This is a genomic window from Citrobacter sp. B72, assembly GCF_016894305.1.
Taxonomy (GTDB): domain Bacteria; phylum Pseudomonadota; class Gammaproteobacteria; order Enterobacterales; family Enterobacteriaceae; genus Citrobacter; species Citrobacter portucalensis.
On the sequence record NZ_CP069801.1, the window covers coordinates 1,210,432 to 1,235,323 of the forward strand.

The following is a 24,892-nucleotide window of genomic DNA, read 5'->3' on the forward strand; positions in this document are numbered from 1 at the left end:
GGAGGATGTATGTTTGTTTTTAATCAGCGTAGCCTGAGAGCGTTTAATGAAAAAACACTCGTTCATTATAAAAAGCACGCGACGATTATGGCGGTGTTGATGTTGATTTGTGGCATCTGCTGCTTGATTTATCCGATTGCTGCAGGTGTTTATTTAAGCTATGCAACCGGTTTTATGTTCCTGGTATGTGGTTTCTATTCTATTTATAGCCTGTTTAGCTCAGGTAAAAAGCAATTGAAAGCCAAATTTACCTATGCCTTTTTTGCTATCGCGTGGTTACTGCTGGGTTACTGTTTCCTCGTGAATCCTGTGATAGGCATGAATTCACTGGCAATGGTATTTTGCTGCCTGTTTATTCTGGGGGGGATTTTTCGTATCGCCTCTGGGGTCAAGCTGTTCCGTAGTCCGGGTTATGGATGGAACATTTTTATTGGTATTTTTGACCTGCTTATTGCCGGCGTATGGCTGAATATGGATCCCGACAGATCGTATGTATTTACCTCAATTTTTATTGGTGTCGAGATGATCTTTAGTTCTTTAGCTTTTATCAGTCTGCGTAGAAATGCGACGCTGGTTAAAACTGATAAGCTCGCCGATAAAAATTAATGCTAACTCTGGAGCGCATAGTGAATATTAAAATGATGGTTTCTGCGGCTATTCTTGTGACCTCTGTTATGGCACCAATGACCCGTGCTTTGGCTACTCAGGCAACGGAAGCTGCGCCACAAGATATGACCTGTAAAGAATTTGTTGATATGAATCAGCAATACAAGACGGCAATTGCCTTTGTGATTGTTAATAAAAATTCTGACTTTAAAGGCGATGATTATGTTCCCCTGCATGAGGTGGAAACGGAAGCTGTACCGAAAATGGTTAAAATGTGTCATCAGCATCCGAATACTAAACTGGGTGAACTGGCTGTAAATCTGAAAGGTTCCGGTCTGCACTATTGATTAACCGTTTTGATAGCCTGGCTTTAGTTAGAATTGACAACCTCTGTTCCTACCCTCAGTCGTTCCTTATAAAAAATCCGCGTAATGCTTACCCTGCTATCCACGAGAAACTCGCTGGATAGCCGTGCCCGCTAATAACTGTAGACCTGACAAACGAAGCCCCATCCCTGGGAATTGAATAATCTAAACCCAGGGAGAGGGCAGGGGATCAGCGTCGAGCTTTAAATCGCGCTAACGTATTTTCAACGAGGACAAAGAACACTGGAACAAAATAGATTGCCAGTACCGTCGCGGCCAGCATCCCTCCGATAACCCCCGTACCGACGGCATTTTGCGCACCAGAGCCCGCGCCGTTGCTTATTGCCAGCGGAATAACCCCCAGGATGAAGGCCAGTGAGGTCATCAGAATTGGACGTAAGCGCATTTGCGCGGCTTCCACCGCAGCTTCAAGCGGCGTTTTCCCTTCTTTCTGCATAATCTCGACGGCAAACTCGACGATCAGAATGGCGTTTTTAGCCGACAGCCCCATGGTGGTGAGCAGGCCGACCTGGAAATAAACATCATTGCTCAGGCCACGCAGATCGGTAGCCAGCAAAGCGCCGACCACCCCGATTGGCACAACCAGCATCACCGAGAACGGGATCGACCAGCTTTCATACAGTGCCGCCAGCGCCAGAAACACGACGATCAGCGAAATGCCGTACAGCATTGGTGCCTGGTTTGTGGATAGCGCCTCCTGATAAGACAGACCGGTCCAGGCATAGCCGACGCCTGCGGGCAGTTTATTAATCAGCGATGCCATAAATTTCATCGCATCACCGCTGCTTTTCCCTTCAACCGGCTGGCCCAGAATTTCCATTGCTGGTTGACCGTTGTAGCGTTCAAGGCGAGGAGAACCGTAGGTCCACTCGGTGGATGAGTAGGCGGAGAGCGGAGTCATGGAACCGGAGGCGTTACGTACGTACCAGTGGTTGATATTGTCCGGCAACATACGGAACGGTGTATCGGCCTGGACATACACTTTTTTTACGCGCCCTTGGTTCAGGAAATCATTGACATAGCGACTACCAAACGCGGTGGAGATGGTCTGATTAATATCCGATAACGCAACGCCCATAGCTTCAGCCTTTTGGGCGTTGACGTGAATGCGGAACATCGGTGTATCTTCCAGACCGTTCGGACGCACCCCGTCGACCTCACCGGAGGACTGGTTGGCCAAAGCCAGAAGCTGGTTGCGCGCCTGCATCATTTTTTCATGCCCAAGATTACCGTTATCCAGCAGCTCCATATCAAACCCTGATGCGGTGCCCAATTCTGCGACCGCCGGTAAATTGAACGGATAAACGACGGCATTATTGATGGTGCTTAAGGCCATCATTGCCCGTCTAATAATGGCGGTAACCGAGTTTTCTTCGCCAACGCGTTCTGACCAGGGCTTCAGGCTGATAAACGCCAGACCGTTGTTTTGTCCCTGGCCGCTGAAACCAAATCCGCCGACGGTGAAAACAGAAGCAACGTTTTTCTGCTCTTTCGTCAGGTAGTAGTCGGTTATTTCTCCGAGCACTTTGCTGGTGTTCACCATCGTTGAACCCGAAGGCAATTGTGCCGTGGTCATGAATACCCCCTGATCTTCTTCAGGCAGAAACGAGGTCGGAGTGCGTAAAAACAGCACAATCATGCCCGCGCCAATGACTAAATAGACGACCATATAACGGCCTGTGCGACGTAGCAGTCTACGGGTGCTGTCCGTGTAGTGCTGAGTGCATTTCTCCATGAAGTGATTGAAACGGGTAAACAGAAAATGTGTGTTTGTCTTTTCTCCTTCGTGGGATTTCAACAACATAGCGCAAAGTGCAGGCGTCAGGCTCATTGCCACAAATACTGACAGCAGCATGGAGGAGATCAAGGTGATGGAAAACTGACGGAAAATTTCACCCGTTGCCCCGCTCATAAACGCCATCGGCATAAATACGGCGGATAACACGACGGCAATACCAACCAGCGCCCTCTGGAGCTGGCCCATTGCTTTATGCGTTGCCGCTTTTGGAGACAAGTGCTCTTCAGCAATAATACGTTCTACGTTCTCAACCACCACGATGGCATCATCGACTAACAGCCCTATCGCCAGCACCATGCCAAACATCGTGAGCGTGTTAATCGAAAAACCGGCAACGTCGAGTATTGCAAAGGTTCCGAGGATAACCACCGGAACGGCGATAGTGGGGATAAGCGTCGCACGGAAACTCTGCAAAAACAGATACATGACGAGAAATACCAGAATGATTGCCTCGATCAAAGTATGAAAAACACCCTGAATCGAAATCTCGATAAACGGCGTGGTGTCATAGGGATAAACGGTTTTCATACTGGCCGGAAACCAGGCCGATAATCTGTTCAGCTCTTGCTTGACCGCCTGGGACGTTGCCAGGGCATTGGCGCCAGCGGCAAGTTTAATCGCAATCCCGGCGGCGGGTTTGCCGTTGTAACGTGCAACCGTTGCATAATTTTCCGCACCCAGCTCAATGCGCGCGACATCGCGCAGCAGAACCTGAGAACCATCTTGCTGAACTTTAAGGAAAATCTTGCCAAATTCATCGGTTGTTTGCAGACGCGTCTGGACGATTATCGACGCATTTAACTGCTGATCGGCTGACTGAGGCATGCCCCCCAACTGCCCGCCAGATATCTGATTATTCTGCACTTTGAGTTGGGTAATGACGTCCTCGGGAGTGAGGTTATACTTGTCGAGCTTTTGTGGATCCAACCAGATGCGCATGGCGTATTGCGAACCGAATAACTGTACGCTCCCCACCCCGGCAGTGCGGCTTAGCGGATCTTTAATGTTCGAGGCCACATAGTCGGCAATATCATATTGGCTCAGGCTGTTATTATCAGAGATAAAACCCGCGACCATTAAGATATTACTGCTGGATTTATCAACGCTGATCCCTTGCTGTTGTACTTCCTGTGGCAAGGAAGGCATCGCCAGCTGCAGTTTATTCTGTACCTGAACCTGCGCAATATCGGGTGACGTACCCGTTTTGAAGGTCAGGATAATCGAGGCATTACCTGCCGCATCGCTGGTGGATGACATATACATCAGGCCATCAAGACCATTCATATTTTGTTCAATCACCTGGGTGACGGAGTCTTCAACGGTCTTTGCGTCTGCCCCTGGGTAGGCAGCGCTGATGGTAATGGTTGGGGGCGCAATTTGTGGATATTGGGCGACAGGCAGGTTCATTATCGCGATACCGCCCGTAAACATCATGATAATAGCGAGCACCCAGGCGAAAACCGGGCGCTCAATAAAAAAGTTGGCCATGAAGAAAGTGTCCTTAATGCCTGAAATATTACTGTTCAGCTACCGTGTCAGATGTGTTCAGTTTTGAAGGGAGGACCCGGGCTTTGATTCCCGGACGAATTCTTTGTAATCCGGACACAATGACCCGATCGCCAGGACGTAATCCCGCGGTCACTAACCATTGATTACCAACGGCCTTCACTGCGTTTATTTCACGCAGTTGCACTACGTTCTCCTGGTCAAGGATCAGCGCGGTGGCTTTTCCTTGCTCGTTATGCGTAATTCCTTGCTGGGGGACCATCAACACGTTTTGTTGACTACCTTCGTCCAGCAACGCCGTGACATACATACCGGGTAAAATTTCACCTTCAGGATTGGGAAATACGGCGCGCAGGGTTACCGAACCGGTGGTCTCATCAACAGCGGGATCGGAAAACTCAAGCGTACCGGTATGGCGATAGGGCTTGCCGTTTTCCAGCATCAGCTCAACCGGAATTTTGCCTTGTTGCTGGGCGATTTGGCCGTTGGCTTTCTCTTCTTTCAGGCGTAAGAAGTCCTGTACTGACTGGGTTAAATCAACATAAATCGGATCTAATCTCTGAACGGTGACCAGCGCGTTTTCCTGATTGGCAGTAACCAGGGCACCCACGGTCACGGAAGATTTGCCGCTAATGCCATCAATGGGCGAGGTAACATTGGCGTATCGAAGATTGATGGTGGCTTGTTCAAGATCCGCTTTAGCGACGGCAACATTGGCTTGCGCTTCATTAAGCTGTGAACGCGTCGTGTCATAGTCCTGGCGGCTGACGTAATTAGATTTTATTAATGCTGACTGCCGATTGAGTGTCAGACGAACATTATTGGCGGTAGCCTGTGCCTTTGCCAACGCGCCTTTGGCTGAGTCCAGTCGTGCCTGCAGCGGGGCAGGATCAATTTGATACAGTGACTCTCCTTTGCTGACTTTATCACCTTCAACAAAGTTGCGTTTTATGATGATCCCACCAACCTGAGGGCGGATTTCGGCGATCTCGAACGCAAGCGCGCGACCCGGAAGTTCACTTTTAATATTTACAGAGGAGGGCGCTAAGGTAACAACGCCGACCTCGGGCTCCATGGCGGTTTTTACTGCAGGTTTATTATCGCAGGCGGTGATGATGATGCTGCTAAAGAATAATGGTATCAACAGTAAGCATTTTCTGTTCATAGTAATCCCTGAATAATGTGTAAACACAAATGTTCTTTTATTGCATGCAGGGTGGGGGAGTTGTCGGTAAATAACAAAAGATGGTCAGGCATGAGAAGGGTAAAGCCCATTTCTTCGCTAAAGAATTAGCGGTTAAAAATTATATGTAACAGGAAGAATGCATGTTAAGCGAAGGATCCCATGAAGCAGGATGGCGCAATAAGATAAACGCGGGGTGATGAGAAGGGGTGTTTGCCAACACCTGACTCCGGAATATAGTCACGCCATCTTACCTCTGGGATTATTTCACTAGCTCCGGAGTTACCTGAGTGACTGTACTGGCGTAGTAAGGCGCTCCCCACATCGGCTCAGGCCAGAATGCGCCGTAACCATAATCCCACATGTTATAGGTGGTGTTGACAGACTCAGTTAAATGCCAAACCTGGATTCCTTGTAAATCAACTTTAACAAAGTTGTACGGGACTTTGTTGATGAATCCTGACTCATCCCCTTGAATTGTTCCCAAAATAGTCACGAAATGGTTTCTGTAGTTTACCGGATCGAGGAAACCTTTCTGCTGGGCAAGAATACGTCCCTGATAGCTCGCGTCTATTTGTGGCTTAGCAGAGTCATTCAGTGGCAAAACGGCGATTTCCAGCAACGTATCTTTTTTGGTGTTAATCACATTGATGACTTTACCGCCAAAGCGGGCCTGCTGTCCGGTATATAAACCGGGCTGGTTATGCACGGAGATAAAGTTTTTTTGGATATCGGGTTGATTATTACCTTTGATATTCTCAGGAATGGAAGCACATGATGCCAGGGTGAAAGCAAGGGCAATAATCATCAACCCTTTTGTATTTTTCATTTTACTTTCCTGCTTAAAAAAGACAGGTCTATAGTAAACCTTTGCGTATTATTGTCAGCATACGCATTGTTGATTATCTAATATTAATATAATTGTAGCTTATGGTAATAACGGATTGTATTTTATCTGGTCGCTGAATAAGGACGATATTTTCAACGACCATAAAAGTAACGGCTGGCATCACGGTTTCACGTCACGCTGGCGGGAATGTAATAAAGCGGATCGTCAATTTTTGCGGTGCTCATCACCCGACAGAATGGCCGTTTTCATTACTCCCGTCACCCAGACGGTAAGCCAGCGCCACCACTAGCGACTGCACCAGGCACAGCGTCGCAGACTGGGATCGAAACGCGTCAACCTGCGCCTCTTTCACCACAAAGCAGAGATCGCTGAATGTGGCCAGCGGGCTTATCTGACTGTCGGTAATCACGATCTGGCGCGCGCCGGCATTGGCCGCAGTTTCGCTGACCATCACTGTTTCTTCCGCATAAGGCGAGAAGCTAATCGACACCACAATATCGTGCGCTTTGATGCGGTTAATCTGCTCGCGCAGCATTCCGCCCATTCCGTCGAGCAGAATAGGGCGACACTCAAGATGGCTCAGGGCGTAGGTGAGATAGGCCGCTACGCTAAACGAACGACGCAGACCAGCGATGTAAATGGTGTCGGCTTCTGTCAGCAATTGTACGGCGCGTTCCAGCATTTCAGGTTCGGCACGGGCTGCCAGCTGCTGGAGCGCCTGGGTATTCGAACGGGCGAACTCCTGCAGGATATCGAGCGGGGTTTCCGGTACGGCTTCGCTTTCCATCTCACGGAACATGCGCGCGCGGTCGCTGTAGCTGGCGGTTTCCTCTACCAGGTTCATACGAAACAGCTGTTTCATTTCGTTGAAGCCGGTGAAGTCAAAGGCGTTGGCGAAGCGGATCAGCGTAGAGGGGGGCACTCCGGCACGTTCAGCAATGACGGCAACCGTATCAAAGGCCACGCTATTGGTATTATCCAGCACATAGCGGGACACCTGCTGCAGCCTCTTACTCAGGCTATCGTAGCGATCGCGGATTTGCTGCTGCAGCTCGTTCAGGCTGGTTGCTGTTGTCATTTTACCTCCTGGTACATAGTTTTATGATTCTAAACGCAAAACCGCGTCTTTGAAATGTCACTCATTCATCTGGCTGTAAAAACGAAACAAAAGCTTCAGGCTTGTCGTCCGCTGAAACGTTATGCCAGTGCACGCTAATCATGCGATTCCGCTTGTTAACATAAAAACCCATCCTTGATCACATTAATCATTATTTATTTTATTTCAACTTAAAATGGAATGTTTGTTTCATATATAGTACACAGATAACAGTGTTCAGGTAACAGTCACGTATCAACAGCGAGAGGTTAAGGATGGAGACAGTAGCGAATTTTATCCACGGCGAATGTGTCACCGGTTCAGGCCAGCGCGTTCAGGCAATCTTCAACCCGGCCACCGGCGAGCAGATCCGCCAGGTGGTGATGAGTACGACACAGGAAACCGAGCAAGCCATTGCGGCAGCGCACGACGCATTCCCCGGGTGGGCGCGCCATTCTCCGTTAAAACGTGCGCGAGTGATGTTCCGCTTTAAGGCGCTGTTGGAAGAAAACATGGAGAGGCTGGCTCGCATCATCAGCGAAGAGCATGGCAAGGTATTCTCTGACGCAGTTGGTGAACTGACCCGCGGCCTGGAAGTGGTGGAGTTTGCCTGTGGCATCCCACATCTGCAAAAGGGCGAACACTCAGCCAACGTAGGTACCGGCGTCGATAGCCATTCGCTGATGCAACCGCTCGGGGTTTGCGTCGGGATCACGCCGTTTAACTTTCCGGCAATGGTACCGATGTGGATGTTCCCCATCGCGCTGGCAACCGGGAATACCTTCGTGCTGAAACCCTCAGAAAAAGACCCTTCTCTCGCTCTGGCACTGGCGAAACTGCTGCAAGAAGCCGGATTGCCGGACGGCGTGTTCAACGTCGTGCAGGGGGACAAAGAGTCCGTTGACGTTCTGTTAACTGACCCGCGCGTGCAGGCCGTGAGCTTTGTCGGCTCTACGCCGATTGCGGAATACATTTATCAGACGGCATCGGCCCACGGTAAGCGTTGTCAGGCGTTAGGTGGCGCTAAAAATCACTGCATTTTAATGCCGGATGCCGACATGGATATGGCAACCAACGCCATTATGGGGGCCGCTTACGGCGCGGCGGGTGAACGCTGCATGGCACTTTCGGTTGTGCTGGCGGTAGGAGACAAAACGGCAGATGAGCTGTGCTCGAGACTGGAAAAACAGATTGCGGCGCTGCGTGTCGGGCCGGGGCTTGATCAGACACCTGAAAATGAAATGGGGCCGCTTATCTCCTCGGTACACCGTAATAAAGTGCTCGGTTATATCGACAGTGGGGAATCGCAGGGGGCCAGCCTGCGCGTGGACGGTCGACGTTTTAGCGTTAAAGGCCATGAGCAGGGTTATTTTGTCGGGCCGACCCTGTTTGATAACGTCACGCCGGAGATGACCATCTATAAAGAAGAGATTTTTGGACCGGTGCTTTCTGTGGTGCGCGTAGCAGATTACAGCAGCGCGGTGGAACTGATTAACCGTCATGAATATGGTAATGGCACGGCAATTTTCACACGTGACGGCGGCTGTGCGCGTCGCTTCTGCGAAGAAGTGCAGGCGGGCATGGTGGGCGTAAACGTTCCAATTCCGGTGCCGATGGCGTTCCACAGTTTTGGCGGCTGGAAGCGGTCCATTTTTGGTGCGCTGAACGTTCATGGTAACGATGGCGTGCGCTTCTACACCCGGATGAAAACCGTCACCGCACGCTGGCCGGAGATGCTGCAGGACACAGGGGCCGCGTTCTCCATGCCAACGCTGGGCTGACAGGAGGGTTTATGCAAACCGAACGTATGACCATGGCTCAGGCGCTGGTCAAATTCCTTAATCAACAATATATCTGTGTCGATGGCGTGGAAACGCCCTTTGTCGAGGGTGTCGCCACCATCTTTGGTCACGGTAACGTGCTTGGCATTGGCCAGGCGCTGGAGCAGGCACCCGGTCATTTGCAGGTGATGCAGGGATGTAATGAGCAGGGAATTGCGCACATGGCGACCGGGTTCGCCAAACAGCATCGGCGCCAGCGTATTTTTGCCGTGACGTCATCGGTTGGGCCGGGAGCGGCAAACATGGTCACCGCAGCGGCAACCGCGACGGCGAACCGTATTCCGCTGTTGTTGTTGCCTGGCGATGTCTACGCCAGTCGTCAGCCGGACCCGGTATTGCAGCAAATTGAGCAATACCATGACCTTGGCATCAGTACCAACGACTGCTTCCGCCCGGTCTCGCGTTACTGGGACCGGATTAACCGACCGGAGCAGTTAATGAGCGCGATGCTAAACGCGATGCGAACGCTTACTGACCCCGCAGATACTGGTGCCGTAACTATTTGCCTGCCACAGGATGTGCAGGGGGAAGCCTGGGACTATCCGCAGAGCTTCTTTGCGCGCCGCGTTCATTTGATCGAACGTCGACCACCCGACCCGCAGCGTCTGGCGATGGCGCGGGCGCTGATTGCCCGCAAACGCCGTCCGCTGGTGGTATGCGGCGGCGGGGTACGATATTCCGGCGCGCATGAGGCGTTTCGTACGTTTGTTGAAACGCTGCAACTGCCGTTTGCCGAAACTCAGGCCGGAAAGGGAGCGCTGGTTAGTGACCACCCACTTAACCTCGGAGGCATTGGGGTAACTGGAGGGATGGCAGCGAATCAGCTCGCACCGCAAGCCGATCTGGTGATCGGCATTGGTACGCGCCTCACCGACTTTACCACCGGTTCGAAAGCGCTGTTTTCTCATCCGGAGGTTGAGTTTCTGCTGCTGAACGTGGCGGAGTTTGACGCACTGAAGCTTGATGCCACTGCGCTTATCGCCGACGCCCGTACCGGGCTTACGGCATTAACTGAAACACTGAAAGACTACCGCAGCGATTGGGGGAAGGAGGTCGCGCAGGCGCAAGAGGCTTGGCGCGATGAGTGCCAACGTTTATGGGAGCGCGACTGGCGTCCCGATGACGAACCCGAAGTGGCTGGGCATCTTGACGCTCAACTGGCGGAATATGGCGACACGCTAAACACCCGGTTGACCCAGACGAAGGTGCTGGGGCTTATCAATCAGCACATTGAAGATAACGCTATCGTCGTAGGGGCCGCCGGATCGCTACCTGGCGATTTACAGCGTATCTGGCAGGTCAAAACCCCGGACAGCTATCACCTGGAATACGGTTACTCCTGTATGGGCTATGAGATTGCGGCTGCTATTGGAGCCAGGCTGGCGAAGCCGCAGCAGCCGGTATATGCCATGGTGGGGGATGGCTCGTACATGATGCTGCATTCCGAACTACAAACCGCCGTCCAGGAGGGGATAAAAGTCACTATCCTGCTGTTTGATAACGCCAGCTTCGGGTGTATTAACAACCTGCAGATGGGGCATGGGATGGGGAGCTTCGGTACGGAAAACCGTCACCGTAATCCGCAAACCGGACGGTTGGATGGGCCGTTGGTGAAGGTCGATTTTGCTAAAAACGCGGAAAGCTACGGCTGTCGGGCATGGCGTGTACATGACGAGCAAAGCCTGCTGGCGGCGCTGGAAGCCTCGCGTGCGCATTCGGGACCTGTGCTGCTGGATATCAAAGTCCTGCCGAAAACCATGACCCACGACTATGCCTCCTGGTGGCGCACTGGCGATGCGCAGGTGGCAGAATCTCCGTCGGTGCGAAAAGCGGCTGATCAGACGTTTGAGCAGGTGAAAAACGCACGTCAGTACTAAAAGCGATTAATGCCGGATGGCGCTGCGCTTATCCGGCCTACAGCGGATTCCACCCCCAGTCCGGATAAGTCGTTAGCGCTGTCATCCGGTAACCTGCGACAACGAAATTTTCATTTCATTTTCCTTTCTCTTCATCCATCGCCTCCTTCCTGAACGGAAGGGGACCAATTCCTGCATCTTCCCTGTTGTTATGTTGTGATATTGATAACAGATTTTATCTCACTCATCTCAAAAGTGTTAACTTGCACCCAAAAACATAATTTTCACTATTTATAAAAATGAAATAAATGTTTTATTTAAGGGGTCGTTAGTTCATCGCATTCACCAACACCGGGAGCCGTTATGTTTAACATTGCTTTACTGGGCGCTGGCCGAATTGGCCAGGTACATGCAGCTAACATTGCCAGTCACAGTGCCACTACCCTCTGGTCCGTCGTCGACCCGAATCAGGAATTTGCCACCCGTCTTGCCACACAGTACCAGGCTCGTTTGCAAAGCCTGGATGAGGCGATGACGGACCCTAACGTTCACGCCGTGCTGATTGCCTCCGCGACCGATACCCACGCGGATCTGATTGAAATGGCCGCCCGCCACGGCAAAGCCATCTTCTGTGAAAAGCCGGTCCACCTGGATCTGGCCCGTGTACGCGACTGCCTGAAAGTGGTCAAAGAGTACGACGTACCGTTGTTTATCGGTTTCAACCGCCGCTTCGATCCACAGTTTCGCCGTGTGAAAACTGACGCACTGGCCGGGCGTATCGGAAAGCCGGAATCGCTGCTGATCATCTCCCGCGACCCGTCTCCGCCTCCTGCGGAATACGTGCGTGTGTCCGGCGGTATATTCCGCGATATGACCATCCACGATTTTGATATGGCGCGCTTTATCATGGGCGAAGAGCCGGTTTCGGTGTATGCCCAGGGCAGCAATCTGGTGGATCCGGCGATTGGCGAAGCGGGCGATATCGATACCGCGTTCATCGTACTGAAATATGCCTCCGGCGCGATGACGACCATCGTCAACAGCCGCCGTTCTTCTTACGGATACGATCAGCGCCTTGAGCTGCACGGCTCTGAAGGGCTGCTGTGCGCGGGCAACATTCTCGAAAATCAGGTGCAGCACTACGCGAAGACCGGCTGCACCAGCGCGTTACCTGAACATTTCTTCCTGCAGCGTTATAAATCGGCCTATGCCGCGGAATGGGAACACTTTGTTGCGGTACTGCGCGGCGAAGCGGCCCCTGATTGCAGCGGGGATGATGGCGAGCGTGCGCTGTATCTGGCGGATAAAGCGCTGGAGTCACTGCATAGCCAACGTGAAGTTCTCCTCTGATTGTCACCACAACCTACCCTACACAGAGAGACATAATAATGAAAAAACTGATCTTAGCTGTCCTCATCGCCATGACATCCGGGGCAGCCATTGCTGAAAACGAGCAAATTGTTTTCAGTACGCCAAACCTGGCGATGCCATTTGAAGTTCACATGCAGCGCACGGCGGTGAAAGCCGCAAAAGAGATGGGCGTGAATTTACAGGTCCTGGACGGGCAGGGTAGCTCGCCAAAACAGGTCGCTGACCTGGAAAACGCCATAACTCGTGGCGCACAGGGTTTTATTGTTTCGCCAAACGATGTCAACGCGGTGTCCAGCGCGGTAGATGAAATTCAGGATGCGAAACTGCCCGTTGTTACCCTCGACCGCTCCGTTGACAGCCAGAAAAAAGTGCCGCACTTCGGCGCGAACAACTACAAAGGCGGCCAGGCGATTGGCGACTTTGTCAAAACCAAATTCCCTGACGGGGCAGACATTATTCTGCTGACCGGCCAGCCAGGCTCCTCCTCCAACATTGAACGTACTAAAGGCATTCGCGACAGCCTGAAGGCGGGTGGTGAAAAGTACAAGATCGTTGCCGATCAGACCGGTAACTGGATGCGTTCTGAAGGGATGCGCATTGTCGAAAGCGTTCTGCCTTCTTTGCCGAAGCGTCCGCAGGTGATCCTCTCCGCTAACGACGATATGGCGTTGGGCGCGATTGAAGCGTTACAGGGACAAGGACTGAAACCGGGTGAAGTTCTGGTCACGGGCTTCGATGCCGTGCCGGAAGCACTGGCGCGTGTGCGCGACGGCTGGCTGGCAGTGACGGCGGATCAGCGTCCTGGCTTTGCGGTGAAAACGGCCATGAGCCAGTTGGTGAATAACGTCCGTGAGAAGACGGCGATCACCGGGGCTGACTACCCGCCAACGCTTATCACCAAAGAGAACCTGCAGCAGGCCGAGCGTATTAGTGAGGCCGGTAACTGATATGTCCGCAGCCGCCGCACAAGTGGCGGCTCTCTATGAGGAGGAGCAGACCGATGTCGCAACCCTTACTAAAAGTGACCGACCTGGCGAAAAGCTTTTCCGGCGTTTGGGCGCTGAGCAGCGCACAGCTGACTGTCGGAGCAGGCGAAATTCATGCGCTGTTAGGTGAGAACGGTGCCGGAAAATCGACCCTGCTGAAAGCGCTGGCGGGCGCACAGCCGCAAACACGCGGGGATATTTGGTTCAACGGCGAAACATTGCCGGTAGAAGACTCTCCGGTTGAGCGGCAGAACAAGGGCATTATCACGATTTATCAGGAATTTAATCTGCTGCCCAATATGACCGTCGCCGAGAATATGTTCCTCGGTCGCGAACCGCGCAAACGCAATCTGATTGTTGACGAAAAGGCGGTAAATCAGGAAGCGCAGGTGATTCTGGATTACCTGCAACTGAACGTTGCGCCAACCACGGCCGTGGCCCGACTGAGTGTGGCGCAGCAGCAAATGGTGGAAATTGCGCGAGCGCTGACGCTGAACGCAAAACTCATCATTATGGATGAACCTTCCGCCGCGCTGAGCGACAGCGAAGTAGAAAGCCTGCATCGTGTGGTGCGGGAACTTAAAGGGCGTGGCGTGAGCATTATCTACGTCACCCATCGCCTGCATGAAGTTTTTCAACTCTGCGACCAGTTCACTGTTTTCCAGGATGGACGATTCACCGGGAATGGCGCAGTTGCACAGACCACCGTAGAACAGCTGATCCGCCTGATGGTGGGGCGCGATGTGGCCTTTAATCGCCGTCCGGCCAGCGAAACTCACCATGAAGATAAACCTGTGCGTCTGGCGGTGAAGGGGCTTAGCCGCGAAAAACCGCCGCTGGATCCGCATGGTATCGCGCTGCACGACATTAGCTTCCACGTGCATGCTGGCGAAGTGTTAGGCATTGCCGGACTGGTGGGTGCCGGGCGCACCGAAGTGGCCCGCTGCCTGTTCGGCGCCGACGGTTTTACTTCCGGCAGCTTTGAACTTGATGGCGTGCCATATCAGCCGCGCGATCCGCTGTTTGCGCTGGATCAGGGGCTGGCGCTGGTACCGGAAGATCGTAAAAAAGAGGGCGCGGTGCTTGGGCTGTCGATCCGCGACAACCTGTCGCTCTCCAGCCTCTCGTCACTACTGCACTGGCGCTGGTTCGTGAATACCCGCAAAGAGGATGCCCTGATCGAGTCATACCGCCAGGCGCTGCAGATCAAAATGGTCAACAGCGCGCAAGAGGTGCGCAAGCTCTCCGGCGGGAACCAGCAAAAAGTGATCCTCGCGCGCTGCATGGCGCTTAATCCGCGAGTGTTGATCGTGGATGAACCAACGCGCGGCATCGATGTTGGCACCAAATCAGAAGTCCATCAGGTGCTGTTTGATATGGCGAAAAAGGGCGTGGCGGTGATCGTGATCTCCTCCGATCTGCCGGAAGTGATGGCGGTTTCCGATCGGATCATCACGCTAAGTGAAGGCCGGGTGACCGGCGAGATCCACGGCGACGACGCCACCGAAGAGCGGCTAATGACGATGATGGCCATCAACCACAACGCCCTGAATGCGGCATAACGGAGTGATTCATGACGCAGATTATTTCTAAAACGCAGGTTCCAGCCAAACGCGGCGGACGTCTTGATCCCATTGCCTTTTTTGAGCGCTTTGGGGTATTGATTTTCATGATCCTGCTGCTGATTTTCTTTCAGTTGCAGAACAGCAATTTTCTTTCTGAACGCAATATTTTCAACATTCTGACCGAAGTCTCCATCTACGGGATCATGGCCGTCGGTATGACGTTTGTCATTCTGACCGCCGGGATCGACCTCTCCGTAGGTTCTATTCTGGCAGTGTGCGCCATGACCGCGGCGTATGTGATTAAAGGGGACAACTTCACCACCGTCGACCCGAACGCCTGGGGCGGCATGAGCTGGCTGATTGGCCTTGGTATCTGTATGGCGATGGGCACCGCGATTGGTTTTCTGCATGGCCTCGGCGTGACCCGCCTGCGTCTGCCGCCGTTTATCGTCACCCTCGGCGGGATGACTATCTGGCGCGGCCTGACGCTGGTGATTAACGACGGCGCGCCAATTGCCGGTTTCGACGCGGGATACCGCTGGTGGGGACGCGGCGAACTGCTCGGTATCTCCATTCCAATCTGGATATTCGCGCTGGTGGCGGTAGGCGGTTATCTGGCGCTGCATAAAACCCGCTGGGGGCGCTTCGTGTACGCCATCGGCGGCAACCCGGAGGCGGCGCGTCTGGCAGGGGTTAACGTGAAGCGCGTGCTGGTGAGCGTCTACGTGTTAATTGGCTGTCTGGCAGGACTGGCGGGCTTCATTCTCAGCGCGCGGTTGGGCAGTGCAGAAGCGGTCGCCGGAATCTCGTTTGAGCTACGCGTCATTGCCTCGGTGGTCATTGGCGGTACCTCACTGATGGGCGGCTACGGGCGTATTGGCGGCACCATTATCGGCTCGATCATCATGGGCATCCTGATTAACGGTCTGGTGCTGATGAACGTCTCGGCTTACTACCAACAAATTATTACCGGCTTAATTATCGTTCTGGCGGTGGCGTTCGATACCTACGCCAAGAGCCGTCGCGGCGCATTGTGAGGATCATGATGAAAGAAGTTCGTATTGGATTGATTGGCACCGGGTATATCGGCAAGGCGCATGCCATCGCCTATGCCCAGGCCCCGACGGTGTTTAACCTGCGCGGCAAGCTGGTGCGCGAAATGGTGGCGGAAGTCTCTCCAGAGCTTGCCGCCGAGCGGGCGCAGGCGTTTGGCTTCAATCGCTCAACCGGAGACTGGCGTGCGCTGGTGGCTGATCCGGCCATTGATGTCGTGGATATCTGTTCTCCTAATCATCTACACAAAGAGATGGCGCTGGAAGCGATTCGCCATGGCAAGCATGTGTACTCAGAAAAGCCGTTGGCGCTGAACGCCCACGACGCACGTGAAATGGTTGAAGCTGCACAGCGGGCGGGAGTGAAAACGCTGGTGGGGTTCAACTATATGAAGAACCCAACGGCGCAACTGGCGAAAGAGATCATTGAGCGCGGAGAAATTGGTGAGGTGATCCATTTCTACGGCACCCACAACGAAGACTACATGGCCGATCCGCTTGCGCCGATCCACTGGCATTGTTTTAAAGAGACCGCTGGGCTTGGGGCGCTTGGCGATCTGGCGGCGCATATCGTCAATATGGCGCAGTACCTGGTTGGGGATATTCAGCAGGTGTGCGGCGACCTGAAGATCGTTGTGCCACAGCGTCCGGCGCAGGTCGGTTCCTCGCAAATGGTGACGGTAGAGAACGAAGATCAGGCCCACGCGATGGTGCGCTTTGCAGGCGGTGCGCAAGGGGTGATTGAAACCTCGCGCGTTGCCTGTGGCCGCAAGATGGGGTTGTCGTATGTGATTACCGGGACCAAAGGAACTATCAGTTTTACCCAGGAGCGCATGGCAGAGCTGAAGCTCTATCTGCATGACGATCCGGTCAACCGCCAGGGGTTTCGCACTTTACTGGTTGGCCCGGCGCACCCGGACTACGGCGCGTTTTGCATGGGAGCCGGGCATGGTATCGGCTTTAACGACCAGAAAACTGTGGAAGTACGCGACCTGGTGGACGGCATTGCCGCCGATGCGCCGATGTGGCCGGACTTTGAAGAGGGCTGGAAGGTGTCGCGCGTGCTTGATGCTATCGCACTCTCGCACCATGAAGGCCGCTGGCTGAACGTGAACGACATTGTCTGAAGAGGTATCAACGTGGAAAAGCAGTTTGATGTGATATGCATGGGCCGCGTGGCGGTTGACCTCTACAGTCAGCAAATTGGCGCGCGCCTGGAAGATGTGTCGAGCTTTGCCAAATATCTTGGGGGTTCGTCCGGCAACGTGGCTTACGGCACGGCACGCCAGGGATTGCGTTCTTCAATGCTGGCGCGCGTTGGCGACGAACATATGGGGCGTTTCCTGCGTGAAGAATTAAACCAGGTAGGCTGCGATACCAGCCACCTGATCACTGATAAAGATCGCCTGACGGCGCTGGTGCTACTCGGCATTAAAGACCGGGACACCTTCCCACTGATTTTTTACCGTGATAACTGCGCGGATATGGCGATTACCGCCAGCGATGTTGATGAACAGTACATCGCTTCTGCTCGTTGTCTTGCCATCACCGGGACACATCTTTCTCATCCGCAAACCCGTGAGGCGGTGTTGACGGCGCTCGCTTACGCCCGACGTCACGGCGTGCGTACGGCGCTGGATATCGACTATCGCCCGGTACTGTGGGGGCTTACTTCTTTAGGCGACGGCGAAACGCGCTTTATCGCCGCCGAACAGGTCACCCGCCAGTTACAGGAGGTGCTGCATCTTTTTGATGTAATTGTCGGCACTGAGGAGGAATTTCATATCGCGGGCGGCAGTACCGATACGCTGCAGGCGCTGTCGCAGGTTCGCGGCGTGAGTCACGCGACGCTGGTCTGCAAGCGCGGTGCGCTTGGCAGTTCGGTGTATACCGACGCGATCCCGGCCCGGCTGGACGATGGCCTGACGGTCACCGGCGTACGCGTAGAGGTGCTGAACGTGCTGGGGGCGGGGGATGCGTTTATGTCTGGCCTGCTGCGCGGCTATCTTAACGACGAAGGGTGGGAACAGGCGTGCCGCTATGCAAATGCCTGCGGCGCACTGGTGGTATCACGTCACGGCTGTGCGCCGGCGATGCCGAGCAAAGTTGAGCTTGATGATTATCTTTCCCGCGCTGCAGAGGTTCCACGTCCGGATCTCGATCCGCATCTCAACCATTTACATCGCGTGACGACTCGCCGCCGCACATGGCCGGAACTGTGCGTGATGGCCTTCGATCACCGTAGCCAACTGGAAGAGATGGCGTTGCAGTGCGGCGCGTCTTTGAAGCGTATTCCGGCATTGAAACAGCTTATTTTGCAGGCCAGCCGTGAAGCGGCCAACAGCGCTGGGCTGGAGGGCAAGGCCGGGCTGCTGTGCGATGGTACGTTTGGTCAGGATGCGCTGAATGCGATAACCGGAGAGGGCTGGTGGATAGGTCGCCCTATCGAACTGCCGGGGTCGCGCCCGCTGGAGATGGAACACGGCAATATAGGCTCGCAGCTCATTAGTTGGCCGCAGGAACATGTGGTGAAGTGTCTGGTCTTTTTCCATCCGGAAGATGCCCACGCGTTGCGTCTGGAACAAGAACAGAAAATCGCTGAGGTGTACCGCGCCTGTTGCCAGTCCGGTCATGAGCTGCTGCTGGAGGTGATTTTACCGGCCAGTATGCCGCGCAGTGATGAACTGTATTTGCGCGCCATTTCCCGTTTCTACAACTTAGGGATCTACCCCGACTGGTGGAAACTCCCACCGCTGACTTCTGCTGGCTGGACGGCGTTGAGTGACATTATCGAACGGCGCGATCCGCACTGCCGTGGCGTGGTGATCCTGGGTCTGGACGCTCCGGCAGAGCAACTGCGTGCTGATTTTAAAGCGGCTGCGGGTCATGGGGTGGTGAAAGGTTTTGCCGTGGGACGCACGCTGTTCGGCGACGCTTCCCGCGCGTGGTTGAAACACGATATTGACGATGCGCAGCTGGTGGCGCGCATTAAAGATAACTACCTGCAGCTTATCGCCTGGTGGCGCGAGCGCGGACAAGCATAATTCAGGAGAAGATGATGACGGTACAATTAGGTATTAATCCACTGACATGGACGAATGACGATCTTCCTTCACTGGGCGCTGAGACGTCGCTTGATACGTGTCTGAGCGAGGGCAAAGAGGCTGGATTTGCTGGTTTCGAACTGGGCAACAAATTCCCGCGTGAGGCGCGACTGCTCGGCCCCATTTTGCAGCGCCACGACCTGCAACTGGTTTCCGGCTGGTACTCCGGACGTCTGCTGGAACGCAGCGTGGAGGAGGAGATTGCCGCTGTGCAATCGCACCTGACGTTACTGCGCGAACTGGGAGCGAAGGTGCTGGTCTTTGCCGAAGTCAGTGGCTGCATTCACGGCGAGCAGCAGACGCCGGTACATCTGCGTCCGCGCTTCCCGCAAGAGCGCTGGCAAGAGTACGGTGAAAAGCTCACTGAGTTTGCGCGCTACACCCAGCAGCAGGGGGTACAGATTGCCTATCACCACCACATGGGAACGGTGATTGAATCTGCTGAAGATGTGGATAATCTGATGACGAATACCGGTGATGAAGTTGGCTTGTTGCTCGATACCGGGCATTTGACCTTTGCGGGTGCCGATCCGTTAGCTGTGGCGCAGCGCTGGGCATCACGTATCAACCATGTTCACTGCAAAGACGTACGTGCCGACGTGCTGGCGGATGTCAAAAACCGCAAAACCAGCTTCCTTGATGCGGTGCTGAGCGGCGTCTTTACCGTGCCGGGAGATGGCTGCGTTGACTATCCGCCAATCATGGCATTGCTGAAGGCGAACCAGTATCAGGGGTGGCTGGTGGTGGAGGCGGAGCAGGATCCAGCCATCGCGCATCCGCTGACGTATGCGCGTCTGGGCTATAACAACCTTAGCCGTCTGGCACGGGATGCCGGGCTTATCTGAGGAGGTGATATGTCACGTTTATTATCACGCTGGCAGCAGCCGGACGCGCAAGGGTGTACGCAGTCAGTGACACCGGAAAGCGCCGGTTGGGGATATGTTGGCTTTAGAGCGTATGAACTGGAGGAAGGGCAGCAGCTTATGCTGCCCGCCGTCAGCGAAGAACGCTGCCTGGTACTGGTCGCCGGACGCGCGACCATCACCACGCCGGGCGCAACTTTTACGGATATCGGCGAGCGCATGAGCCCGTTTGAACGCATCAAACCGTGGGCGGTTTATGTCACTGCTGGTGAAACCATACAGGTTCAGGCGGTGACCAGACTGGAGCTGGCAGTCTGCGCTGCGCCGGGGAAAGGCACGCACCCAACGCGGTTGATCGCACCTAAGGATATTGACGGGGAAGCGCGCGGCAAAGGTCACAACCAGCGCTACGTGCACAACATCTTACCGGAAGATAAACCCGCAGATAGCCTGCTGGTGGTGGAGGTGTGGACCAACGAAGGTTGTACCAGTTCTTACCCAAGCCATAAGCATGACACCGATAATCCCCCGCAGGAAACCTATCTGGAGGAGACTTACTACCATCGCCTCAACCCGCCGCAGGGATTCTGTATGCAACGGGTCTACACCGATGACCGGTCGCTTGACGAGTGTATGGCAGTCTATAACCGCGACGTCGTGATGGTGCCGAAAGGGTATCACCCGGTGGCAACCCTGGCGGGATATGACAGTTACTACCTTAACGTGATGGCCGGCCCGGTTCGCAAATGGATGTTTACCTGGGAAGATGAACATGCGTGGATTAACAGGGATTATCCGGTTGATAAGTAAGGTCATGAATGGCTTTTTTAACTGCGAGTCGTTTTTTTCCCTCCTTTTGATGAGTAAAAGGGGGAAGAATGGGATGACGGTTGGCGCTATTTAAGTGCTCATTATTCTCATAGATCGCCTGGCCATGAGAATAATGCAAGCGTCGATATATTTGGGGTTATGGCAGTAGCCGGGGTGATCTCGAGAACACCCCGGCTATCTTTTGTTTATATCCCGATCAGGAATTTGGTTGATGGTTCTCAACTACCCAGACGGTGAGTACTTTTTCCAATGTTTTATCTCCCATCGTTGCCTTCGCTCTCACCCAACTTACACCGGCCGTATCCGTTCTCAGTTCAGAGTAAGCATTCCCTAACTTAAAGTTGGTTTTATCCGGCGTCATCGTAAAGGTTCCGCTGCCGGGTTTGGCTTTGCTGCCTGCACTAAATTCGACACTGCCGTTTAACGGGTTACCGAATTTATCCTGCAACCGGGCCATAAAGCCTACCGGCTCAAGGTTGGCAACGGCATAGCCAGGATCCTGCTCCAGAGTGAGTACTGGATTCTGGGCATCGGCATTCAGCGTTAGCGAAGCATTTGCCGAGACATTGCTACCGTGTTCAGCCAATGTGGCGGTCAGCGTGTAACGACCCGCCTTATTACCGTGGACATTTACAGTCGCAGTACCGGAACCATTGGTGGTGACAAGCGTATTGTCAATCACCAGAGGATCGCGTGGCGATGGGCCTGTAGCCGTAATTTTCAGCTTACGGTTGCTGACGCTGTTCCCTGATGTATCGGTCAGATGCAGGGTAAACGCCACGTTATCCACATCACTGACTACGGCGGATGTCGTTGACGGTTCGATCGTCAACGCGGCATTTTGCAGATCCGATACCACCTCAATCGCCTTACTCGCCGTAACGCGTTTACCCTCTTTGATGAAGGTTGCCTGCAATTGATAGTGCCCGGCTTCTGCGGCAATAAAGGTTGTTGATGCCATTCCTTTCTCATCCAATGTCAGTTCGGACTGGCCCAGTTTTAATCCACTGGTAGGGGAACTGGTCAGGTGCACGTCACCACTAAATGGGTTGTTTTCACCGTCGACAACCTGTACCTGAATTTCATGTGCCGCTGATGCGTTTGCCACAATGCTCTCAGACGGTGCGGTCAAATTCAGCACTGCGCTGTTAATATCAGGTACGAATTCCAGGTCAACGCTTGAGGACTCAACGCTGTGCTGCCCATCTGTAACCCTGGCATTAACGGTGTAATGACCTGCCTTAACCGTAGTTAACGTTACCGTCGCGTAACCGTCTTTATTGGTGGTGATTTTCTCCGGGTACACGAGCCCTTGTGGCGTGACGATAAGCTCCACTTTCTGCCCTTCAACCGACGCGGCGGTATTGTTGAGCATGATCTCAAGCGTGGCACCATCGCGGCCGTTTGCTGCAATATTGGTGATTGCGCCATTGTCTTTGGCTGTCAGAGACAATGTTGCCCCCTCCATTGCAGAGGCAAATGTTACGCTTAGCGATGAGCTGATGTTCCCCGCGCTTAGTGTAATATCATAAGTTCCCGGCGTTGAACTGGTCAGTGAGAATCTTGCTTCACCTTTGGCATCGGTCTTCACAACGTTCTCCCCATTCGCGATCTTAACCTGTGGCGGTAACGCCAGAGTGACCGTGTATCCGGACAGCGGGTTCCCATAACGGTCGGTCAGGGTAACGACCGCGACATTACTCTGTTTACCATCCGCCAGCGCATTGTCCTTGGTCAGGTTAAAAGCCTGCACCACCGGTTGCGTTTTGTCGGCAATCCAGTTGGCTTGTTTTTCCAGCCCAGAGAAATCATGTTTTTGTGACTTCACACCAATGCGTGTCGCCTGAGCCAGTTCAGACGTTGCCTTAGCGCTGTACACGCCGTCTTTCTCTTCTACTGCAGTAAAACGGACCTCGCCGCTGGCTGAAACTGCATAAAAACGTAAGCTGTCGTCGCCGGTGATGGCATTCCCGTCTTTATCTTTTGCTTCTAACGCCAGGCTAATCGGGTGTCCAACGACCTGCTCCATGGGCATTACCGTGAATGTCGATTTTGCCGCCTCGGCGGAAACCGCTTTTAGTTTCACCGTCAGGGTTTCTGTTTTACCCAGAACTTTAGCGGTTATGCGTGCCGTCCCCGCCGTTAAACCCGGCGTCAGCGTGGCGGTATACACCCCGGAGCGGGTTTCCTGCACTTCACCAAGCTTTGGAGCCTGTGCCGAACGCTCACGATTTCTCTGTGCGTCAGGTGTAAACGCTAAAGACAACTCAATGTCATGTGCAAGTCCTGTTAACGGATTACCATTGGTATCTTTAAGCACCAGCGTAACCGGATGCTGTGACTTCCCGTCAGCAGCGATGATCGGTTGCTGCTCGCCGTTCAATGTAAAATCCATTGTGCCGACAGAGGCCGAACTCCTCGTCACCGTCACGTCCATCACCGCATAGTTAGAGGCGTTTCCTTTAACATCTCGCGCCGTTGCACCGATTTGCCAGTGATTAGTGCCGCCTGGTGTATAAGAGGGTAACGTCAGTTGCCATGATGTGCCGCTACCGGAAATGCGTCCGCCAGCGGCGGTAAATGCGCTATCGTTCCACTCTACCGACTGAATGCCCCAGTGGGATTTATCCAGCGAAATAGTCACCGGAATAACGGCGCCACCTTCCCCCTGTACGCTTTCAGGCAGGCGGATTTTCAGAACCGATTTTTTGCGGTATTCCAGAACAATATTGTTATTTCGTTCGACAAAATCGTAGCGTCCGTGCTGAACTTCGCGCATTAACGCAACATTGTCGCCGTCCAACTGCTTCGCCAGCGGGATGCCGGGGCGATAGTTAATCTCTATGCCGAAGCGTGAATCATGAGTATTGCTCTGCCCCTGCTTGTGTTCAGCGGAAAGCGTAACTAGCGGAACCGGCGTATAGCTGATCCCGCCTGTAAAGGCGTACGGATTTTCCTGAAGATGATCGCTGCCAAAGAGGCCGACATTCTTGCCGTAATACTTTTCATATTTAAGCGATGCGCCCAGTTGCGGATACGATGGCAACCAACCTTGGGTATAGATATCCCAGCCATCTGCCGGACGTTCCTGATAATCATCCAGATCGTGGGAATCCTTCCATTTTGATAATCTTAAATAAGCATTTGCGCCTGCGCGTAAATAATCTCGCCAATACTCAACGCCTGCACCCATACGTGCGTGATGACGACTTAAATCGTAGTCATAAAATAAGTTTGCGCCCAGCATTGAATTATCCGCCGTGAAATAGCGATAACCCATACCGATATTAGTTTGGGTTCTGTCATCGGTACGGTGAAGCGATGTCTGGCTAAATAAAACATGCTGCTTTGTATCAATCCACGGATAAAGGAAATCGAACGCCGAATCTTTTAACGAGAAAGCGTCATCGACGTTGAGTTGAATACGGGCATTACCGTACTTCTGTAGCCACTCTACCACCTCCTTCGTTGCCTGTGCTGAGACGGTATTGGCGGCAAAACTGCCCGTATGGCCGTTTTCAATACTTCTGCCAGCCTGCGCGGCGAGAGAAGACAGGCCGCGCAGTTCTTGCTGTTCTGCGGCGGCCTGCGATGCCTTAACGGCTGACGCATGGCTGATGGTTGGCGTGAAGCTAAGAAGGGCAGGATACAGAGCCTGCAAAGCGATTGTTGACCATGCGACAACCTTATTAACGGGGCCTGTTGCCCCATTGCTCCGCGAAATTTTCTTATTTGACATTTGTAACTCCAATATCAATTAAAAAAATCAAAGGTTATTCCATGTACTGAACGGGATGCGTAATATATGTATTTAGTAGGAAAATTCAAGAGTTGTTCATGGAGAAGTTAACTGGATATTTTTACACTATGCGGCGTTGTGGGCTGGCTAACGATGTCGAACGTTTAAATGACGAATGTATTTAAAAAATACGTTTCTTTTTATCGTGACGATTTTAAGCTTGTAGGGATATTATTTAACCATGGTCGTTCACTGTTAA

General features: G+C 53.3%; 17 protein-coding genes. 12 read left to right on the forward strand and 5 right to left on the reverse strand.

Annotated features, from left to right (window positions below):
* Positions 1–9: 9 nt before the first annotated feature.
* Entirely contained in the window at positions 10–606 is a 597-nt protein-coding gene (locus JQN59_RS05745; protein ID WP_003826082.1) for a DUF308 domain-containing protein, read from the forward strand.
* A complete protein-coding gene (locus JQN59_RS05750) occupies positions 606–953 on the forward strand; it encodes an HdeA/HdeB family chaperone (protein ID WP_204528165.1) in 348 nt (115 codons plus the stop codon). Before JQN59_RS05745 ends, JQN59_RS05750 begins: the two co-directional genes overlap by 1 nt.
* A gap of 208 nt (positions 954–1,161) precedes the next feature.
* Here JQN59_RS05750 and JQN59_RS05755 read toward each other — a convergent pair whose 3' ends face one another.
* The 4 genes from JQN59_RS05755 to JQN59_RS05770 all read right to left on the reverse strand — a co-directional run bounded on the left by JQN59_RS05755 (position 1,162) and on the right by JQN59_RS05770 (position 7,407).
* A complete protein-coding gene (locus JQN59_RS05755) occupies positions 1,162–4,278 on the reverse strand; it encodes an efflux RND transporter permease subunit (protein ID WP_103014794.1) in 3,117 nt (1,038 codons plus the stop codon).
* A 28-nt stretch (positions 4,279–4,306) separates the two neighbouring features.
* Positions 4,307–5,461: an efflux RND transporter periplasmic adaptor subunit gene (locus JQN59_RS05760; RefSeq protein WP_048215732.1), complete on the reverse strand. Its 1,155-nt coding sequence runs from the start codon at positions 5,459–5,461 to the stop codon at positions 4,307–4,309.
* A 280-nt stretch (positions 5,462–5,741) separates the two neighbouring features.
* On the reverse strand, positions 5,742–6,308 hold the full coding sequence (locus JQN59_RS05765; RefSeq protein ID WP_048215733.1) for a Slp family lipoprotein: 567 nt from the start codon (positions 6,306–6,308) through the stop codon (positions 5,742–5,744).
* Between the two features lie 244 nt (positions 6,309–6,552).
* Positions 6,553–7,407, reverse strand: coding sequence for a MurR/RpiR family transcriptional regulator (locus JQN59_RS05770; protein WP_149608155.1), 855 nt, complete (start codon positions 7,405–7,407; stop codon positions 6,553–6,555).
* 293 nt (positions 7,408–7,700) lie between these two features.
* On the opposite strand from JQN59_RS05770, the gene JQN59_RS05775 reads away from it, so the two are divergent.
* The 10 genes from JQN59_RS05775 (at position 7,701) to iolB (ending at position 20,873) form a co-directional block, all read left to right on the forward strand.
* Positions 7,701–9,206, forward strand: a complete 1,506-nt coding sequence (locus JQN59_RS05775; protein ID WP_003839780.1) for a CoA-acylating methylmalonate-semialdehyde dehydrogenase — start codon at positions 7,701–7,703, stop codon at positions 9,204–9,206.
* A gap of 11 nt (positions 9,207–9,217) precedes the next feature.
* Positions 9,218–11,143, forward strand: coding sequence for a 3D-(3,5/4)-trihydroxycyclohexane-1,2-dione acylhydrolase (decyclizing) (gene iolD / locus JQN59_RS05780; protein ID WP_149608154.1), 1,926 nt, complete (start codon positions 9,218–9,220; stop codon positions 11,141–11,143).
* A gap of 342 nt (positions 11,144–11,485) precedes the next feature.
* Positions 11,486–12,472: an inositol 2-dehydrogenase gene (gene iolG, locus JQN59_RS05785; RefSeq protein WP_149608153.1), complete on the forward strand. Its 987-nt coding sequence runs from the start codon at positions 11,486–11,488 to the stop codon at positions 12,470–12,472.
* A 38-nt stretch (positions 12,473–12,510) separates the two neighbouring features.
* On the forward strand, positions 12,511–13,440 hold the full coding sequence (locus tag JQN59_RS05790; RefSeq protein ID WP_003839787.1) for a sugar ABC transporter substrate-binding protein: 930 nt from the start codon (positions 12,511–12,513) through the stop codon (positions 13,438–13,440).
* Positions 13,441–13,493: 53 nt separating this feature from the next.
* On the forward strand, positions 13,494–15,041 hold the full coding sequence (locus JQN59_RS05795) for a sugar ABC transporter ATP-binding protein (RefSeq protein WP_149608152.1): 1,548 nt from the start codon (positions 13,494–13,496) through the stop codon (positions 15,039–15,041).
* An 11-nt stretch (positions 15,042–15,052) separates the two neighbouring features.
* The gene (locus JQN59_RS05800) at positions 15,053–16,081 is read left to right on the forward strand and encodes an ABC transporter permease (protein ID WP_003826102.1); all 1,029 of its coding nucleotides are present in this window, start codon (positions 15,053–15,055) and stop codon (positions 16,079–16,081) included.
* An 8-nt stretch (positions 16,082–16,089) separates the two neighbouring features.
* On the forward strand, positions 16,090–17,223 hold the full coding sequence (locus tag JQN59_RS05805) for a Gfo/Idh/MocA family protein (protein ID WP_149608175.1): 1,134 nt from the start codon (positions 16,090–16,092) through the stop codon (positions 17,221–17,223).
* 12 nt (positions 17,224–17,235) lie between these two features.
* Positions 17,236–19,140, forward strand: coding sequence for a bifunctional 5-dehydro-2-deoxygluconokinase/5-dehydro-2-deoxyphosphogluconate aldolase (locus JQN59_RS05810; RefSeq protein WP_149608151.1), 1,905 nt, complete (start codon positions 17,236–17,238; stop codon positions 19,138–19,140).
* Positions 19,141–19,154: 14 nt separating this feature from the next.
* Positions 19,155–20,045, forward strand: a complete 891-nt coding sequence (gene iolE, locus JQN59_RS05815) for a myo-inosose-2 dehydratase (protein WP_060683363.1) — start codon at positions 19,155–19,157, stop codon at positions 20,043–20,045.
* 9 nt (positions 20,046–20,054) lie between these two features.
* Complete coding sequence (gene iolB / locus JQN59_RS05820; RefSeq protein WP_008785555.1) at positions 20,055–20,873, forward strand: 5-deoxy-glucuronate isomerase; 819 nt, start codon at positions 20,055–20,057, stop codon at positions 20,871–20,873.
* A 217-nt stretch (positions 20,874–21,090) separates the two neighbouring features.
* On the opposite strand, the gene JQN59_RS05825 is transcribed toward iolB, so the two are convergent.
* Complete coding sequence (locus tag JQN59_RS05825; protein ID WP_149608150.1) at positions 21,091–24,633, reverse strand: inverse autotransporter beta domain-containing protein; 3,543 nt, start codon at positions 24,631–24,633, stop codon at positions 21,091–21,093.
* Positions 24,634–24,892: the final 259 nt, after the last annotated feature.

Coding starts and splice junctions, on each gene's coding strand:
- JQN59_RS05745 (WP_003826082.1), top strand. CDS start 10: ATGTTTGTTTTTAATCAGCGTAGCCTGAGAGCGTTTAATGAAAAAACA.
- JQN59_RS05750 (WP_204528165.1), top strand. CDS start 606: ATGCTAACTCTGGAGCGCATAGTGAATATTAAAATGATGGTTTCTGCG.
- JQN59_RS05755 (WP_103014794.1), bottom strand. CDS start 4,278: ATGGCCAACTTTTTTATTGAGCGCCCGGTTTTCGCCTGGGTGCTCGCT.
- JQN59_RS05760 (WP_048215732.1), bottom strand. CDS start 5,461: ATGAACAGAAAATGCTTACTGTTGATACCATTATTCTTTAGCAGCATC.
- JQN59_RS05765 (WP_048215733.1), bottom strand. CDS start 6,308: ATGAAAAATACAAAAGGGTTGATGATTATTGCCCTTGCTTTCACCCTG.
- JQN59_RS05770 (WP_149608155.1), bottom strand. CDS start 7,407: ATGACAACAGCAACCAGCCTGAACGAGCTGCAGCAGCAAATCCGCGAT.
- JQN59_RS05775 (WP_003839780.1), top strand. CDS start 7,701: ATGGAGACAGTAGCGAATTTTATCCACGGCGAATGTGTCACCGGTTCA.
- iolD (WP_149608154.1), top strand. CDS start 9,218: ATGCAAACCGAACGTATGACCATGGCTCAGGCGCTGGTCAAATTCCTT.
- iolG (WP_149608153.1), top strand. CDS start 11,486: ATGTTTAACATTGCTTTACTGGGCGCTGGCCGAATTGGCCAGGTACAT.
- JQN59_RS05790 (WP_003839787.1), top strand. CDS start 12,511: ATGAAAAAACTGATCTTAGCTGTCCTCATCGCCATGACATCCGGGGCA.
- JQN59_RS05795 (WP_149608152.1), top strand. CDS start 13,494: ATGTCGCAACCCTTACTAAAAGTGACCGACCTGGCGAAAAGCTTTTCC.
- JQN59_RS05800 (WP_003826102.1), top strand. CDS start 15,053: ATGACGCAGATTATTTCTAAAACGCAGGTTCCAGCCAAACGCGGCGGA.
- JQN59_RS05805 (WP_149608175.1), top strand. CDS start 16,090: ATGAAAGAAGTTCGTATTGGATTGATTGGCACCGGGTATATCGGCAAG.
- iolE (WP_060683363.1), top strand. CDS start 19,155: ATGACGGTACAATTAGGTATTAATCCACTGACATGGACGAATGACGAT.
- iolB (WP_008785555.1), top strand. CDS start 20,055: ATGTCACGTTTATTATCACGCTGGCAGCAGCCGGACGCGCAAGGGTGT.
- JQN59_RS05825 (WP_149608150.1), bottom strand. CDS start 24,633: ATGTCAAATAAGAAAATTTCGCGGAGCAATGGGGCAACAGGCCCCGTT.